This window comes from Mucilaginibacter sp. P2_A4, from assembly GCF_056405015.1.
Genome location: NZ_JBFUCX010000012.1, coordinates 199,989 through 217,771, shown reverse-complemented (window position 1 = coordinate 217,771; position 17,783 = coordinate 199,989). Strand labels below are relative to the sequence as shown.

General features: G+C 38.8%; 13 protein-coding genes. 9 read left to right on the top strand and 4 right to left on the bottom strand.

Annotation, left to right across the window (positions count from 1 at the left end):
• The first annotated feature begins 51 nt into the window (after positions 1-51).
• The 4 genes from AC1DYB_RS21825 to AC1DYB_RS21810 all read left to right on the top strand — a co-directional run bounded on the left by AC1DYB_RS21825 (position 52) and on the right by AC1DYB_RS21810 (position 3,072).
• Positions 52-342, top strand: coding sequence for a hypothetical protein (locus tag AC1DYB_RS21825; protein ID WP_295717229.1), 291 nt, complete (start codon positions 52-54; stop codon positions 340-342).
• Positions 343-362: 20 nt separating this feature from the next.
• The gene (locus AC1DYB_RS21820; protein WP_295717230.1) at positions 363-653 is read left to right on the top strand and encodes a cell division protein ZapA; all 291 of its coding nucleotides are present in this window, start codon (positions 363-365) and stop codon (positions 651-653) included.
• A gap of 230 nt (positions 654-883) precedes the next feature.
• On the top strand, positions 884-2,449 hold the full coding sequence (gene rny / locus AC1DYB_RS21815) for a ribonuclease Y (RefSeq protein ID WP_295717233.1): 1,566 nt from the start codon (positions 884-886) through the stop codon (positions 2,447-2,449).
• A gap of 68 nt (positions 2,450-2,517) precedes the next feature.
• Positions 2,518-3,072, top strand: coding sequence for an Mpo1 family 2-hydroxy fatty acid dioxygenase (locus AC1DYB_RS21810; RefSeq protein WP_477437954.1), 555 nt, complete (start codon positions 2,518-2,520; stop codon positions 3,070-3,072).
• 44 nt (positions 3,073-3,116) lie between these two features.
• On the opposite strand, the gene AC1DYB_RS21805 is transcribed toward AC1DYB_RS21810, so the two are convergent.
• Together AC1DYB_RS21805 and AC1DYB_RS21800 are read right to left on the bottom strand one after the other, a co-directional pair.
• Positions 3,117-3,449, bottom strand: a complete 333-nt coding sequence (locus tag AC1DYB_RS21805; protein ID WP_477437952.1) for a hypothetical protein — start codon at positions 3,447-3,449, stop codon at positions 3,117-3,119.
• Between the two features lie 747 nt (positions 3,450-4,196).
• Positions 4,197-4,520 (bottom strand): ArsR/SmtB family transcription factor, encoded by a 324-nt coding sequence (locus tag AC1DYB_RS21800; RefSeq protein ID WP_477437950.1) that lies wholly within the window; start codon positions 4,518-4,520, stop codon positions 4,197-4,199.
• A 194-nt stretch (positions 4,521-4,714) separates the two neighbouring features.
• Here AC1DYB_RS21800 and AC1DYB_RS21795 point away from each other — a divergent pair, with 194 nt between their 5' ends.
• The 3 genes from AC1DYB_RS21795 (at position 4,715) to AC1DYB_RS21785 (ending at position 12,489) form a co-directional block, all read left to right on the top strand.
• The gene (locus AC1DYB_RS21795) at positions 4,715-7,486 is read left to right on the top strand and encodes a TonB-dependent receptor (protein ID WP_477437948.1); all 2,772 of its coding nucleotides are present in this window, start codon (positions 4,715-4,717) and stop codon (positions 7,484-7,486) included.
• A 98-nt stretch (positions 7,487-7,584) separates the two neighbouring features.
• Complete coding sequence (locus AC1DYB_RS21790) at positions 7,585-9,024, top strand: hypothetical protein (RefSeq protein ID WP_477437946.1); 1,440 nt, start codon at positions 7,585-7,587, stop codon at positions 9,022-9,024.
• Between the two features lie 186 nt (positions 9,025-9,210).
• Positions 9,211-12,489 (top strand): TonB-dependent receptor, encoded by a 3,279-nt coding sequence (locus tag AC1DYB_RS21785; protein WP_477437944.1) that lies wholly within the window; start codon positions 9,211-9,213, stop codon positions 12,487-12,489.
• Between the two features lie 70 nt (positions 12,490-12,559).
• On the opposite strand, the gene AC1DYB_RS21780 is transcribed toward AC1DYB_RS21785, so the two are convergent.
• Together AC1DYB_RS21780 and AC1DYB_RS21775 are read right to left on the bottom strand one after the other, a co-directional pair.
• Positions 12,560-13,978 carry an APC family permease gene (locus AC1DYB_RS21780; protein WP_477437942.1) on the bottom strand — a complete coding sequence of 473 codons (1,419 nt, stop codon included), beginning with the start codon at positions 13,976-13,978 and terminating at the stop codon, positions 12,560-12,562.
• Between the two features lie 150 nt (positions 13,979-14,128).
• A complete protein-coding gene (locus AC1DYB_RS21775) occupies positions 14,129-15,883 on the bottom strand; it encodes a lysophospholipid acyltransferase family protein (RefSeq protein ID WP_295717248.1) in 1,755 nt (584 codons plus the stop codon).
• Between the two features lie 74 nt (positions 15,884-15,957).
• Between AC1DYB_RS21775 and AC1DYB_RS21770 the strand changes: the two genes are divergently transcribed.
• Positions 15,958-16,827, top strand: coding sequence for a ComEA family DNA-binding protein (locus tag AC1DYB_RS21770; protein WP_477437939.1), 870 nt, complete (start codon positions 15,958-15,960; stop codon positions 16,825-16,827).
• Positions 16,824-17,351: an adenine phosphoribosyltransferase gene (locus AC1DYB_RS21765; RefSeq protein WP_295717250.1), complete on the top strand. Its 528-nt coding sequence runs from the start codon at positions 16,824-16,826 to the stop codon at positions 17,349-17,351. The genes AC1DYB_RS21770 and AC1DYB_RS21765 overlap by 4 nt, the downstream gene beginning before the upstream one ends.
• The last annotated feature ends 432 nt before the right edge of the window (positions 17,352-17,783 follow it).

The window sequence follows — 17,783 nt, the reverse complement described above, 5'->3', positions numbered from 1 at the left end:
GTCGGTAAATAAATTGAATAATTCCGAAATTTAGTAAATCAATAATTAAAAATGCCTTCAGTAGCAGAACAGTTAAATAAGATAGTTGAGAAAACCGAAAGGCTAATTGAGCTCTGCGCTGCTCTGCAGGAGGAAAATGATTTGTTGAAACTGGAGAGTGAGGCCCTTACTGTTGCACTTGATGCAAGCAAAAATAAGACGAAAGACCTGGAAGAAAAGCTTCGTGTATTGAAACTTGCAAAATCATTTTCAGAAACAAATGAAAAAAGTGTTGACATTAAGCAAAAAATTAACGACTTTGTGCAAGAAATAGATAAGTGTATTGTATTATTGAAAAAATAGTACAAAAAGTGAAAAGCTCAATGGGAGAAATCTCAATAAAAATAAATATTGCTGACAGAGTTTACCCCTTAAAGGTGAACATGGAAGAAGAAGAGATAATACGCAGAGCGGCCAAACTAATTAACGACCGGATAAAAGAATATCAGGAAAATTATGCAGTGAGGGATAAGCAGGATCTGCTTTCGATGTGTGTGCTGCATTACGCAACATCATCATTAAAAGCCGAGAAGAAGGTTAACGTTGAGGATACTGACGTTGCTGAAAGGGTTTACAAGTTGGACCATATGCTGGACGAATTTTTTTCGAAGTAATAAACGTTCTTTAAATATATACAGAGCACATTTAAGATTTAACCGCAGTTAAATTTTGGGTTTCACTATTAAAAACTTAACGCTTCAATATGAGCGGATCAAAGAGGCATGCGTTACTATATGTACTAACGTAACCCATGATTCCAATATCCGAAATGAAGTTTTTAAATACATGATACTTGAAAATTAGTTGCGGTTTTTTTATATACATACATACCAATAAACCTAAAATGGACATTTTACTATACATTATTATCGGCTTGCTTGTTGGCTTAGGCCTTGGCATAGTCATCGGGCGCTTCCTGTTACGGAAGCTTTTTAAAGATCAGGAAACATCGGCACAGAATAAGGTGAAAAAAATATTAAAAGATGCTGAAAACAATGCCGAGATCCTGAAGAAAAATAAATTACTGGAAGCGAAAGAGAAGTTTTTGCAAATGAAAGCTGAACATGAGCAGGAAGTAACAAATAAAAATAACAATGTAAACCAACGCGAGAATGGCGTTAAACAAAAGGAGCAATCATTAAACCAGCGCCTGGAGAACATGAACCGCAAGGAGAATGAGCTGGATAATACGCGCAAAAACCTGGAGAAACAAACCGAAATTGTTGTTAAAAAACAAGAGGAAGTTGAAGTTTTGAAAAACTCACACGTACAGCAATTGGAAACTATAGCGGGTTTATCTGCAGATGATGCCAAGAACCAATTGGTTGATACTTTACGTGAAGAGGCCCGCTCAAAAGCCATGATCCAGATTAAGGATATTGTTGACGAGGCTAAACTTACAGCTACTAAAGAGGCTAAAAAGATAGTTATCCAAACTATCCAGCGTACTGCTACCGAGAGTGCTATTGAAAACACGGTTTCTATTTTTAATATAGAAAATGATGAGATCAAAGGCCGTATCATCGGTCGTGAAGGTCGTAACATCCGGGCTTTGGAGGCTGCAACGGGGATTGAAATCATTGTTGATGATACCCCAGAGGCGATCATTCTTTCGGGATTTGACCCGGTAAGGCGCGAAATTGCAAGGCTTGCCATGCACCGTTTGGTAACCGACGGCCGTATTCACCCTGCCCGTATTGAGGAGGTGGTTGCTAAAACTAAGAAGCAAATTGAAGAAGAAATTGTAGAAATAGGCGAGCGTACCGTAATTGACCTGGGTATTCATGGTTTACACCCCGAGCTGATCCGTATGGTTGGCCGTATGCGTTACCGTTCATCTTACGGGCAAAACCTGTTACAGCACTCACGTGAGGTAGCTAACTTCTGCGCTACTATGGCTGCCGAATTAGGCCTTAATGTGAAGATGGCAAAACGTGCAGGATTATTACATGATATTGGTAAAGTGCCTGATGATAACCCCGAACTGCCACACGCTATTTTGGGTATGCAATTAGCCGAAAAATATAAAGAGCATCCTGAAGTTTGTAACGCTATTGGTGCTCACCATGATGAGATCGAAATGACCTCGATGTTATCTCCGATAATTCAGGCTTGTGATGCTATCTCAGGTGCCCGTCCAGGTGCCCGCCGTGAGGTTGTTGAAAGCTACATTAAACGCTTGAAAGAACTGGAAGAGCTGGCTATGTCATATCCTGGTGTGGAGAAAACTTTTGCGATACAGGCTGGCCGCGAACTGCGGGTTGTAGTTGAAAGCGAAAAGATAAGCGATGCCCAATCAGAAGTATTGGCTGCCGATATATCAAACCGTATTCAAACAGAAATGACCTATCCGGGTCAGATAAAGGTTACCGTGATCAGGGAAACCAGGTCTGTAGCCTTCGCAAAATAATTAGCGAAAAAAAAATTAATGCAAACCCTTTCGGCTATTAGCCGGAAGGGTTTTATATTTACAGTAAAATGGCTTCAAGTAAAACATCAAACAACAAAAAAAGCGACATGCCCGGGAAAACAACGGATGCTGATGGCACCCGTGCGGTTGATGTTTATTTTGCCAAATATGCCGAGAGTCACCAAAACTCAACAAATGAGTTGATTCATTTTATTTGTATCCCGCTTATTGTATTCAGCCTGCTTGGATTAGTATGGTCTATTCCGTTTCCCAATCTTAGCTTTTTAGGTGCCTACAATGGGGTGTTTAATTGGGCATCGTTTTTAATAGCTTTTAGCATTTACTATTATCTTAAGCTATCACCCATGTTATCGTACCTGATGCTATTTATATTGTTTGGCTTTAGTTACGCTATCATTGGGATAGAGCATTGGCACAAAACAGGTGGCCCTGCACTGTGGCAGGTGAGTTTGATCATTTTCCTGGCATCATGGGTTGGGCAATTTATAGGACATAAAATTGAGGGGAAGAAACCGTCTTTTCTTGATGATATTAAATTTTTGCTCATCGGCCCCATATACCTGCTTCACCTGGTACTTAAAAAGCTTTCTATTAAGTATTAGATTAAAGCGGAAATCCTCATACTCATGAGGATTTTGCAAAATAATTAATCTTGTAAATCAGGCGCTAAACTATTCACTCCGCGAAATAGTGATGCAAACCTGCTTGCCATTTGGTTAAACAAACCTTCATCAACGCAATACCTGATATTGCCTTTATGCCCGGCAGTTTTAATTATCCCCAGGGTTTTTAATTCAGCAATATGCTTGTTAATTGTTTCATGGTTAAATGGAATAGTGTGGAAATTTTCTTTGGTTATTGAATTGCCATTAGTTATTATAAGGCGGATGATTGCCACCCGTACAGGTAGTGCTAAAGCTTTGGCAAAGTTGGCAAGTTCGTTATCAGTGTTTGAAAATTTAGAATCAATAAAAGGCATAATTATTCAACGATATTAATGAAAATTGGTGCTGTGACGAATGAACTTATAACGCAAATTCGTCGCGATTAAAATAAATGGTTAATGGGGAGGCTTTAGGAGCAATGTTTACTAAAAAATCATGCTCAATCCTCGGCGAAGGTTTCCACAATCAATGAATGAAAGTTTTCTAAATCTTCAAATTTTCCAGGTACGGATGAGGGAAAAGATATTGTCTGAATAAATAGTCTTAAAATTCCGGAAGAAGTTTTTTGTAATCGACTGGTTTTGGGCAAAAAATAAGCGCGTTTGGGCAAATCTGAGAAAGGGTGTGGCAAAAAGGATAAGGTTTTTACCGGAAATTACTCTTGGCCGCGATAAAAGAACAAAAGGGACCGATTTATTACCATTGTAAATTGAAAGCGTGCTGTGGTAAATTTTGGCGCCACTTTTATTTAAAATAGAATAAGCTTGTTTGTTGCTTGTATTGTGGTCTTTTGCACACCTTGTAACATAAACGCATGAAAAAAAGAGGTATAACACCGCTATAAATAAAGATAAAATCTTTTTGCTTACAGTGGCTGTGTTCATATTATACCGCAGGATGGATTTAAAATGCCAAATGTATGCGCCTGATATTAGCCCCGGGTTAATAAATGATTAACATAACATCACTGAGAGGTAGTATTTGTTAGATATGAGGAAATTGTCGCTCAAATATACTGTGGAGGTGTAATTTGTAATTTTGCCAATGCTCTTTTTTACGGCTTAGATTACCGGATTATTGATTGCATTAAGCATATCTTCAAACGCTTCGGTATATTCATTCCAACGTTGCTGGTTTACATCATATAATGATTTTTTGCCATCAATGGTAAATGTAATGAGATGTGCGTCTAATAATTCCTTTAGGTGATGAGATACTGTTGGCTGCGCAAGAGGTAATATTTCAACTATCTCGCCACAGGTAAGATGAGGATTCTGTGCCAAAATACGTAATATAGCTATCCTTGCAGGATGAGAAAGCGCTTTCGCTATCATTGATATATCCTGATCTATTAAGGAAAATTCAGCTTTTTTGTGATTAGCCATATTAAAATTGTGCTGCAAAGATATAATTGAAACCAAACAGTGGATGCATTTAACTTAAATCTTCATCTAATCTTCATTTATCTGCAATCTAAATTCAATATAAATTTAATATCTAAGATATTCGATTTGATAATTTTGAGTTAACATGAAATTAATACGCCCCGGGTAGTTTTGCAGCTGATTAAAATTAGCACGTGAAAAAATTACTCATCCTTTCGTTAATATTTACTTTTTATACCAGTTTACTATTTGCGCAGGGAACTGGCAAAATTGCCGGTAAAGTAATAGACCAAAAAACAAGCGAAACTCTTATTGGTGCATCTATTGGCATCCAAGGCTCAACCAACGGTGCATCTACCAATGTTGACGGCCGGTATATATTAGCAGCGCTTCAGCCCGGTAAGTACATTATCATTGTACGGTATATAGGTTATCAAAGCAAATCGATATCCGATGTTGAGGTGAAAGCCGGAGTTGTAACTAATCTTGATGTGGCTTTGCAGGAAGCCACTACCCAGGCGCTTAAGGAGGTTGTTGTAAAGGCCACCTTTCGCCAGGCTTCAGTTGCCTCGTTATATTCGGTTCAAAAAAACAGCGCATCTATATCGGATGGTATATCATCGGAAACTATCAGGAAATCACCAGACAGGAGTACGGCCGATGTGTTAAAAAGGGTAAGCGGAGCAACCATACAGGATAACAAGTTTGTTGTTATCAGAGGATTAAGTGACCGATATAATACAGCACTGCTGGATGGAGCTCAACTACCCAGTACAGAGCCTAACAGAAAAGCGTTCTCATTCGATATTGTACCTTCTAATCTTGTAGAAAATATCATCATCAGTAAAACCGGAACTCCTGATTTGCCTGCTGATTTTACAGGTGGTGCTATTCAAATCACCACTAAAGACCTTCCTGATCAGAATTTTGTTACACTGGGAATTGGCGGCGGTTACAATACCGCGTCTACTTTTAAGGATTTTAAAAGTGGAACAAGGAACGCTACTGATTACTTGGGATTTGATAATGGCGACAAAAGTTTAGCTGCTGGTTTTCCTTCATCCACCAGGATAATAAATGGCCTTACAACAGAACAGAATATATCGGCCCTTAAAAAATTACCGCAGGACTGGAATATCTATAATAATAAAGCCTTGCCTACTCAAAACTACCAGTTTACTATTGGCAGGGTAAAAAACTTTGAAAAAAGCGGAAACAGGTTTGGTGCTATTATTTCATTAACATACCGTAATTCGCAAAATATTTACAACGATGTAGTGCGTGATTATTATGATTACGATTACAAGGATAATATTTACAAGTTCTCGACCAATATAGGCGCGTTGGCTAATTTTGGTTACACTTTTGGCAAGAATAAAATAACCTTTAAAAATACCTATAACAGGATATATGACGACCAGTTCTTATCCAGAACAGGTACAAACGCTGCAACATCAAGTGATGTAAAGTTTTTTGCCTTTGACTTATTGCAAAAATCTTTACTAAAATCTACAATTGAAGGTAATCATCCTATAGGAGACAATAATGCTAAAATTAACTGGTCATTAAGTTATAGTAATGTATTGAATGATCAGCCAGATCAGCGTAAAGTTAGTTACACAAGGCTTATTGCAGATAGAAATAATCCGGACGTTGGCTTTGGAGCCAATTTATCAACATTAGGAAAAGACAATGCAAGGCAATATTCAAAGTTGAATGAAAACGCATATTCTGCAGCCGTTAATTATTCGCAGCCAATAAAAATGTTTAATAAAACGGCAACATTAAAAACCGGGTTAAACTCTTTTTATCGCGACAGGAATTTCGACATCAGGTTTATAGGCGTCTTGTTAAGAAATGATGATCCGGAAGTGAGAGAAAGACCTTTAAGTACCCTTTTTGGCAAAGACCTTATCAACAATAATATTTACAAAATTGATGAGATTAATCCTAAGCCTGATTCTTATTCGGCAAATTCACTTACAAATGCCGGCTATGCAATGCTGGATAATAAGATAGGTGAAAATTTCAGGGTAGTTTGGGGAGCCAGGGTTGAGCAGTTTAAACTGGATCTGACATCAAAAGACAATTTAAATAAAGTAAAACAAAATTATGTTGACGTACTTCCATCAGCTAATTTCACCTATAGCTTAACAGAAAAAATTAACTTAAGAGCATCCTATTACCGCACATTGGCCCGCCCGGAATTCAGGGAGTTAGCTACATCAGCCATTAATGATTATGAATTATTGGCATCGCTGCAAGGTAATCCTAATCTTAAAAGAGCCCTTATCAATAATGCCGATCTTCGTTTTGAGTTTTATCCATCAGCCGGTCAGATAATCTCAGTTTCCGTTTTCTACAAAAGATTTAAGGACGCGATTGAAACATATAACCAGGATGCAGGTTCACAACGTATTATCACTTATTTTAATACAGATAAAGCTACTGTTTATGGGGCTGAGTTTGAAGTGCGGAAATCATTAGATTTTATTGCGCCCGGCAATTTTTTCAAAAATACTACAGCTTACGCCAATGTCGCTATAATCAAATCAGAAGTATTTAATCCATCTGATGGAAGTATAAACTTTCTTGAAGCCAAGCGTCCGCTTGTAGGGCAAGCTCCTTACGTAATCAATGCAGGTTTACAGCATAGCTTCCTGAACAATAAATTAAACTTTAATGCTTTGTACAACAAAGTTGGCAGAAGGCTTTCTATAGCAGCCGGCGCTGCCTTCCCAAGCGTTTGGGAAGCTCCGAGAGACGTAATTGATTTGCAATTGGGTGTTAAAGTTTTAAAAGGTAAAGGTGAGATAAAGTTTAATGCGGGCGATATTTTAAACCAGCAAAGCACTTTATACTATGACAATAACACGAGCAAAAAATATGAAGCGAACGCAGATCAAACCCTGAGCCGCTTTAAATCAGGAAGCAATTATTCATTTGCTTTTAACTATACATTCTAAAATAAACTTAAACCCTGTTATCTATTAAAAACTATTTGAAAATTAATTTATCACATCCAATTAATTACCCAATTAACAATAAATAATAAAAAACGAAAATGAAAAAAATCTTATTAATGGCTGCGTTAAGCCTAAGTGTACTTATATCAGGTTGTTCAAAAAGCAGCCCTGATGACGGGGCTGTTAATCCTCCCGTAACCAGCAATGTTGTTGAAGTTAGCGCTGATGTTACTGCTAATACCACATGGACGGCAAGTAAAATTTACCTTTTGAAAGGCAATGTTTACGTTACCAACAATGTTACGCTGACTATAGAGCCAGGAACAATAATTAAAGGCGACAAAGCAACAAAGGGTGCATTAATTATTACACGTGGCTCAAAAATAAACGCCACAGGAACAGTGGATAAACCAATTGTATTTACTTCAAACATTGCCGCAGGCGGCCGTTCACAGGGTGACTGGGGTGGATTAGTTTTATTAGGTAAAGCACCTAATAACCTTGGTACTTCAGTGGCTATTGAAGGTATATCTGATGCTACAGATAAAGCCAAGCATGGTGGTACTGATGCAGCTGATAACTCAGGTGTATTAAAGTATGTACGTATCGAGTACGCAGGTATTCCATTAGGCCCTGATAACGAATTAAATGGTTTGTCATTAGGTAGCGTTGGCTCTGGTACTACAATTGAGTATGTAGAGGTTTACCGTTCAGGAGATGATGCTTATGAGTGGTTTGGTGGTACTGTAAATGCAAAACACTTACTTGCAATTGATAGCTGGGATGATGATTTTGATACAGACAATGGTTTTTCAGGTAAAATACAATTTGGTTTAGCACAGCGTTTAGCTGCAACTGCTGACGTTTCTGGATCAAACGGATTTGAATCAGATAACCTAAGTTCAGGTACTAATGTTACCCCACAAACCAATGCAGTATTTTCAAATATGACCATATTAGGTCCTAAAGAATCTGCAACTTTTACTTCTATAAACGCAAACTTTCAACATGGTGCTCAAATCCGTCGTAATTCAGCAATCAGCATATTAAATTCGGTTATTGCAGGTTATACAGAAGGTATTTTTTATGATGATGCATTACCGGCTGGTGGTACTGAGAATGCTTCTGCCAACTATATTTCAGGTAAATCAGTATTTGCTAATAACCTTATTATAGGCAGCAATGTTAAAAATAACCAGATAAAAGCATCTAATGCAACAACTCTTGGATTAATTACACCTAAAATCACTTTAAACAATATATTTACTGTTGATGCTTATGCTTCTTCGGTTTATACAGATCCGTATAAATTTGCAGCAGATTTAGCTCCTGCAGCAAGAGCAGGTGTGCCAAACTTTATCCAAACTGCTACATCTGCAGCATTAACCGGTGCATTATATACTGATGCAAAAGTTGCTGATGCCTTCTTTGAGAAAGTTGCTTACAAAGGCGCATTTGGAACAACTGATTGGAGTGCTGGTTGGGCTAATTTTAACCCGCAAGTATTGCCTTACACTACACCAGGTGCGGTAAAATAATTGAAAACAATATAATAAAAGAGAGGGGAGCGTTTGCAACGCCCCCTTTCTTTTTAAATTAAAATAAAGAAATTGCTTACATTTATAGCTAATCGCCTACCACATTAAACAGATGTTAATATAATAATACAGTGTTAATCTTAAGTTAACATTAGGGGCTGACTTTTGTGTTCAAAATAAACACAAATGAAAAAGCTCTACTTTATCCTTTTATCACTGCTGATCATCGGGGTTGCTAATGTCGCTAATGCGCAGATTACCACCTCTTTAGTTAGTGGAAAAGTTACCGACCAAAAAGGTGTAACCTTGCCAGGTGTAACTATTACCGTACTTAATACAAGTACCGGTACACGTTACGGTTCGCAAACCAACTCCGATGGTCGTTACACAATTGCCAACGTTAACCCGGGTGGTCCTTATACCATCACTGCTACTTTTGTCGGATTTAAAAAAGATGAAAGATCAGATATCACTTTAAGTTTAGGTACAGCTACCTATAACTTCGCGCTTGCAGATGAAACTACAACTTTATCTGAAGTGAAGATTAAAGGTACTGCCGGTGGTACAAAAACAGGTGCAAGTACCCGCATCAACCAAAATCAAATCAAAAACCTGCCAACTATCAACCGCAGCTTACAGGATTTGACAAGGTTAACACCTCAAAGTAACAACAACTCTTTCCAGGGAACCAACTACCGTTACAATAACGTAACACTGGATGGTGCCATCAATAATGATGCGATTGGTTTTAGCCCATCATTAGGCGGTCAAAACAACGCTTCTGGTCAGGTTGGTAGCAGTACACGTACAAGCCCAGTATCATTAGATGCTATACAGGACGTACAGGTATTGGTTGCACCTTACGATATTAAAATTGGTAACGTATTGGGTGGTAGTATAAATGCTGTAACCCGTAGCGGTACAAATGATTTTTCGGGTTCAATTTATGGTTACGGTCGTGGTGCTTTCTTAGTAGGCCCCAATAACGCATCTGCCGCTGCAGGTGGCGATGGTTCAAAAATACCTTCTACATTTCATGATTACCAAACCGGTATCCGTTTAGGTTTCCCAATCATTAAGAATAAATTATTCTTCTTCACCAACGAGGAGATTGCCCGTCGTCAGGATCCTGTTATCCGTGGTGCAGATGCAAGTGGCTCAAGCCAGATTCTTAGCTTACAGGATGCTAATAAACTTGTTGCCGCGTTTAAAACATTTACAACCAGTGCGGCCAATCCAAATGGTATTGATCCGGGTACTTATTCAAATACTTCAATCTATTCGCACTCAAATAAATTCTTTAACAGGTTGGATTGGAATATCAACGATAATAACCAGTTAACCATCCGTAACAATACCATCAGCTCAACAGCTACAAACTTAGAGCGTGATCAACAAAACTTCCGTTTTGGTGGCATTGATTATGTATCTCATAACAACTCAACATCAACTGTTGCTGAGTTAAAATCAAGGTTTTCAAACAGCGCGAGCAACAGTTTAGTTATTGGTTACTCAAACGTACATGATTACCGTGATCCTACTTCAGATCCATCTTTACCACAAATTGAAATAACAGGCCGTACCCCGGGTACTACCATATTTATGGGTACCGACCGTGAGGCTGCTATATTTGATATGCACCAAAAAACTACTGAGTTTACCGACAACTTTACTTTAACAAAAGGTAGACACACATTTACGTTTGGTACACACAACGAGTTTTATAACATCACTTACAACTTTGTAAACGCATGGAATGGTCGTGTTGCTTACAGCAGTATAGAGAATTTTATAGCAAACTCACCTTCACGTGTACGTGCTAACTTTAACTATACTGATAACACTCGTGATTATATCATAGCTCATCCATCAGCTCAATTTAAAGTTAACCTGATGAGTTTATACGGTCAGGATGAAATACAGCTTACAGATAATTTTAAATTAACCGCGGCTTTGCGTTTGGATTATGCAGGTGTGCCTAACAAACAGCCATTGAGCAGCAAAACAACAAATGCTCCTGTTGATCCTAACTACGGTAATACATTTACCTATACTAAGCCACGCGACATCAAACAAAATTATTTAAACAATGTTGAGTTTAATCCACGTTTATCATTCAATTATGATGTAAATGGCGATCAAAGCTTAATTGTACGTGGTGGTAGCGGTTTATTCACCGGCCGTGTACCTTTTGCATGGTTTGGTTATGCGTTTTACAACAACGGTGCTACTTATGGTGCTTATGATAGTAAAGCTGCTCAAAAACCACTTACTAACCCAGTTCAGACATCTCCAAACGGAGGTTTAAACTATGTTAATCAGCAAGGTTTCAATACTGCAGCTACAGGCCCAACCCAGGTAGATTTAATTGACAATAAATTTAAAATGCCACAGGTTTGGAGAAGCAGTTTAGCGTTTGATTATACAACTGATGACCAATGGAAATTTACTTTGGAAGGTATTTATACTAAAACCGTTCACGATTTAAAATTCCAGCAGGTAAATACTAAGGATAGCGTAACTTATTATTCTTACGATACCCAACACCAACAGCCAATATTTGTAAATCAAAAAGTTAACTCATCATATACTAATGCTTATGAGTTATCAAACACAAGCCTTGGCTACCGTTATAGCTTAACAGCGCAGGTAGGTAAAACATTCCCTTTTGGTTTAAGTGGTAACGTTGCTTATACTTATGGCCATTCAAAAGATGTTACCAATGGTATCCGTAACTCAATGGAATCAAACTGGCAGTTAAACCAGGCTTTAAATCCTAATAATCCAGGTTTAGCCAACTCAAACTTTGATATCCGTCACCGCATCGTTTCAAACGTAAACATCCGTCATGACTGGGATGCTGCCAAAAACTACACTGCAAACTTTAGCTTCTTCTTTAGCGCGCAATCTGGTAACCCATATACTTATGGTTTTTATCCAAGTTCAATTGACGGAACAGGCCAACAAGTTAGTTTAGCTTACATTCCTAAACAAGGCGAAACAGTTAACTTCTTTACTGATATAGTAGGTGGACAAACTGCTGCACAACAAGCAGCTGCATTTGATGCCTTTATTGATAAAAGCAGCTACTTATCATCACGTCGTGGTAACTTTACTCAACGTAATGGAGGCTTTACACCATGGAATAATCAACTTGATTTCCGTTTTGCTCAAGACTTTAAATTCGGTAGCGGTAAACACAAACAAGTGATCACTTTCACTTATGATATTGTTAACCTTACTAACTTGCTGAACAAAAAATGGGGTCAGTATTACTTCTCAGCTAACACTTTCAACTCAACTTCAAGCATTGGTTTAGCTCCAGCTAAAAACGGCACACCAAGTTTTGGTAATGCAGCAACAAGCTATCCAAAATATACTTTTGCAGATCCAGGATTACCATATTCTGTTGATTTATTTGCTTCACGCTGGCAAATGCAGTTTGGTATACGTTACGCTTTCTAACATTACTAAACACACCATAATAGTAAGTCCCTGCAGGTTTATCCGGCAGGGACTTTTTTAGTTTGTATGGTTAATCAGTAATGGCCTTTTTATACTTATTCTTAAAATATAAGTAAAATGGAATTCCACTTAAAATTAAAAACAGGCCGATAATGGATGCCTGGGTTTGGGTAACAATGGTATTTATCACCAGGATAACGCAGAATAAAATAATGATGATTGGAATTACAGGGTAGCCAATAACTTTGGCTGTTACAATGCCTTTCATCTTCATCCGTATCAGTCCCAGCGTAGTTAAGCCGAAAAACGCGTACGATGCAAATATAACCAGGTTAGTAATTTGATCGAAAGTGCCGCTGCAAACAAGTATCACGCTCCACACAGCCGAATAAAGCAGCGCGATATGCGGGGTGCTGAATGATGGATGAACTACAGCTGCCTTTTTAAAGAAAACGCTTTCCTGCGCCATCCTGAAATAAACCCTTGGATACGATATAATGCAGCCGTTAAGTGCGCCAAAGGTACATACCATAATAAGTATAGCTATAATTACCGCACCGGCTTTACCCATTAATATACGGGCAACTTCGGCAGCCGCTATTTTATCGGCACCCAGCACGGCCAATTGTGATACCGGCAATACTTTCATATAGGTATAGTTAAGCAGTACATATAGCGTCATGGCGATGCCTACGCCGCCGATAATAGCTAAGGGTATATTGCGTTTAGGGTTTTTGATTTCGCCGGTAACAAAAGTAATGTTGGCCCAACCATCATAAGCCCATAGCGCGCTAAGCATGGCGCCAAATAGGCCACTAAATAAGGCAGCGCCCTGCGGATGAGTTACGGTAGAGGTGGCCGCCCGGATTGCGACAGGAGGATTGCTGTACATTAACCCTGAAACGATAAGTAGTAAGATGCCCAGTATTTTGGCTGCCGTTACAATATTGTTTAAGATCCCTGCCTTATTTACGCCCCTGTAGTTTACCCAGGTTAGCAACATAATGGTAAGTACGGCCAGTATTTTAATTCCCGAATCGGCAAATGGATATATGGATTGCGAGATGCCGACATCTTTAAATGTATTAAGTGGGTTGGGTAACGGAATAAGCGTATTAACAGACTGTGCAAATACAAATGATAAAGCCGCGATGGCGCCACTACCAACTATGCTGAAGATTGTCCATCCGAACAAAAAAGCAACAAAGTCTCCATAAATAAGGCGCAGGTACTCATAAACCCCACCTGTTTGGGTGGTCATGGAGGCGAGGCCGGCATAGGTGAACGCGCCAAATATGGTAATAATGCCCGCTATTATCCAGGCCATTAAAATATAAGGCTCGCTGCCCAGCGTTTGCGACATGGGCACAATTTTTTTAAACACGCCCGAACCGATCATGATGCCGGCTACCAGCAAAATGCCGGTAGGCAGGCCAAGTACCTGTTTTAAATGGCTGCTATTTTTGGTATCGGGTTTGTTTTCCTGCATGATCTTTTTTGGGATTTTGAAATGATCAAACAATATAAGTTAATTCGGGAGATAATATTGTGACAGGGTAGGTAGGTATAAAACAAAAACACTCCACCGGGCTGGCCGATGGAGTGTTTTTGTTATGGAGGGTATATTTTAAATGCTATCCTATAAATTTTTACCCAGTTTATCTAAAATATCCTGCGGTACCTGCTCCAGGTCAAGCACCAGGAAGCCATCCAGGCAATCGGCAAATTTAGGATCGATATTAAAGCTGATAATTTTCGCATTAAGGGCAATGTATTGGCGCAGCAATACAGGTACTTTCATATTGCGTGTTTCTACTTCCGATATCAGGTTATCCAGGCCTTTAAAGCTATCCTCGCCAGCCATTAATAAATCGGTATCAATACTTGAAAAATCAACTTTGAACTTTTTACGCGGCTTTACATATTGTGCCAGTTCATGATCAAAGTGATTCCTGTTTATATAATCAACTATGAGCGATTTGGAGAATTTTGAAAACGAGTTACTGATACTTACCGGCCCAATCAAGTACCTGTATCTTGGGTTATCTATCAAAAATTTAAGAATGCCTTTCCATAACAGGAATAAAGGCAGCGGCTTGGTTTGGTATTCCTTGCGGATCCATGAGCGGCCCAATTCTAAACTTTTACGCAATACGGGGGTAAACTGGGTTTTAAGTTTAAAAAGCTCGGTGATGTAGAAACCTTTTTTACCTACGCTGTAAAATATCTCATCGCCCAAACCAATACGGTAGGCGCCAACAATCATTTTAGCCTCAAAATCCCAGATGAAAAGGTGATTATAATAAATATCGTATTCATCAAGATCGATACTTTTGTTGGTACCTTCCCCAATCTCCCTGAAAGTTACCTCGCGCAGGCGCCCAATCTCGCGTATTACATTTGGGATAACCGATGTAGGTACTATAAATACCTCATAGTTTTTTTCGGTCCATACCTTATAATTCTCCCTCAGGGGTGCAATTTCCTTTTCAAGTGTTACCGCATCAATTTCGGGAACAATATCGGTTGGCAGTCTTTTTATCTTAAACAGGTTGCGCGGGTTGAATATCTTTTTTTCTTCCTCTAAACCTGTACCTAAAGCGTAAGTGCGGGCGCGTAAAAAATTAAGAAGCTTAGCGCTGTTATTATAATCAGGAATCTCCAGTACGTTAATGGGTTTACCAATACGCAACTTGATGGTATGCCCATGCTTATTAAATAACTCAGAAGGCAGCTTAGCCGTACGCAGGGCAGGGTGGATAAGACTTAATAAATTAAATAGTAAGCCATTATTTCCATGGAAATAAATAGGTACAACCGGTACTTTAGCCTTGGCTATTATTTTACCAACCACCGGGTGCCAAAGACGGTCAGTCACCTGCTGTTGCTCCACTTTAAAGGTTGATACTTCGCCGGCCGGAAAAATACCTATTGGCGTACCGTTATTCAAAAGCTCGAGCGTGTTTTTTAAACCGCTGATGCTTGAAGAGTGCTCTACGTTTTCAAATGGATTTACAGCAATAAAAAAGTCGGTAAGGTTAGGGATCTTTTTTAGCAGGAAGTTGGCCATCAGTTTGGCATCAGGCCTTACTGTTAATAACAGTTTTAAAAGTACCAGGCCCTCAATACCACCATAGGGATGGTTGGCAATAGCAATAAAACTGCCTGTTTTGGGTATGTGCCTCAGGTCGCGTTCATCAAATTCAATGTCAATACCGCAACCGGCCAAAATTGCATCAATAAATTCGATGCCTTGTTTGGGTTGTGCCTGGGCAAACAAATCGTTTACCTGGTTAATTTTCATGATTTCCATCAACAAAGCGGCCAGGCCAGGCATTTTCAGCTTATCAAGTTTAGTGGCTTTGGCAAACTCTTCGGTGGTTATTACTTTCATTTTTAAATAACAATGTATTTTATTAATAAATAATATTCTGAAATTTCATTTACTTTAAGGCCTGATAGTTCATAATGATGAAGACGCATATTAAAACTTACCTATCCATAACTAAAAAAGAATGGAACGGAATGGTAGTGTTAATTATTTTAACTGCATTGGTTTTGGCAGCTCCATATATTTATCAGGCAAACCGCAAAGATAATACAATAAATTTTAATGATTTTAATAAAGCGGCTGCGATACTTGCCAAAGCTAAAGGTATAGAATTGGATGACGATTTGGTTAAAAAAACAGATAGACACGTAAAAATCAATCTGTTTGCCTTTAATCCTAATAATTTACCGATGGCCGATTGGGAAAAACTGGGACTAACCGAGCATCAGGCAAACGTCATAAAAAACTATGAGGCTAAAGGCGGCAGGTTTTACTCAAAAGCAGATGTAAAAAAAATCTACTCTATTACTGATACCGACTATAAACGCCTGGAACCTTATATCAACTTACCGGCTAATGATCATTACACAAAGAAAGCCGCACCCGGCGAGGTTATAGAAGTTAATAGCGCCGATTCGGCAAGGCTCATGATGATTAGGGGGATAGGGCCAGCATTCGCCAGGCGCATTATAAGGTACCGGGAGCGTATAGGCGGCTTTTACAAAAAGGAACAGTTGAAAGAGGTGTTTGGTATTGATGATGTTAAATTTGCCGAAATTAAGGATGCTATAGCTGTAGATGGACGAAACATTAGAAAACTTGATGTAAATACAGCCACCTTTAATCAATTGCAACGTTTCCCTTATTTGAGCTTTAAGCAGATGAATGCCATTTTGGAATACCATACCCAGCACGGCGATTATGAATCAATTGACGATATGAAAAATATTGCCATACTGGATGACGGAATTTTGCGTAAAATTGGGCCTTATTTAGTTTTTAAATGATTACCGAGCAAATAAAGAAAGCCATACGCGATATTCCTGATTTCCCTAAGCCAGGGATAGTTTTTAAGGATATTACTCCGATATTAAAAGATCCCATTTTGTGCGATAATATTATCAATGCCTTTGTGGAACAATTGAAGGGCACCCGGATTGATGTTATAGCAGGTATAGAAAGCAGGGGGTTTTTATTTGGACTTACGCTGGCAACCAAACTGGGTATCCCGTTTGTGCCTATCCGCAAAGCGGGCAAGCTGCCATTTACTATAAAACAAAAAGCATACAAATTGGAGTATGGCGATGCGATAATAGAATGCCATACAGATGCCTTTGAACCCGGGCAGCATGTATTGATTCATGATGATCTGCTGGCTACCGGCGGCACAGTAACTGCCGCCAGTGAACTTATTGCAGAAATGGGTGGCATAGTAGCCGGTTTCTCTTTTGTGGTTGAGCTTGGCTTTTTAAAAGGCCGGGAAAGGATAGCATCTATCAGCGATACACTGGTGGTATTGGCTGAGTATTAGCTTTGCAGTATCAAGTAGTTAATATCAAGTAGCAAGATTTTTGATGTTCAGGTGATTCTGTCAGAACCGGAATTTTCAGAATTAGCGGAATTTAATTCAGAAAATCCCAATAATTCGAGAAAGTCAATTTAGACAATTTTTTGCGTTAGGGATCGGCGCGGATACCGGCCCATGTGGATAAGGCCTGTGAAGTATGAGCATAGAGCCCGGCCGCAGGCAACGCCCGTAGTAGTATCAAGTAGTTAATATCAGTATCAAGACTATGCCCTAAGTGGCAATTAACCTGCAATCAGCAATTTTTTAAAAAATATTTTTCACTCCTTTTCTTACCCAAAAATAACCCTATTTAAACTAAACCTGTTTTTCATACCAGATACCATTTTGTACTTCTATTCAGGTGCATTTTTGGTGAAACCAAGCTGATAATTAAAT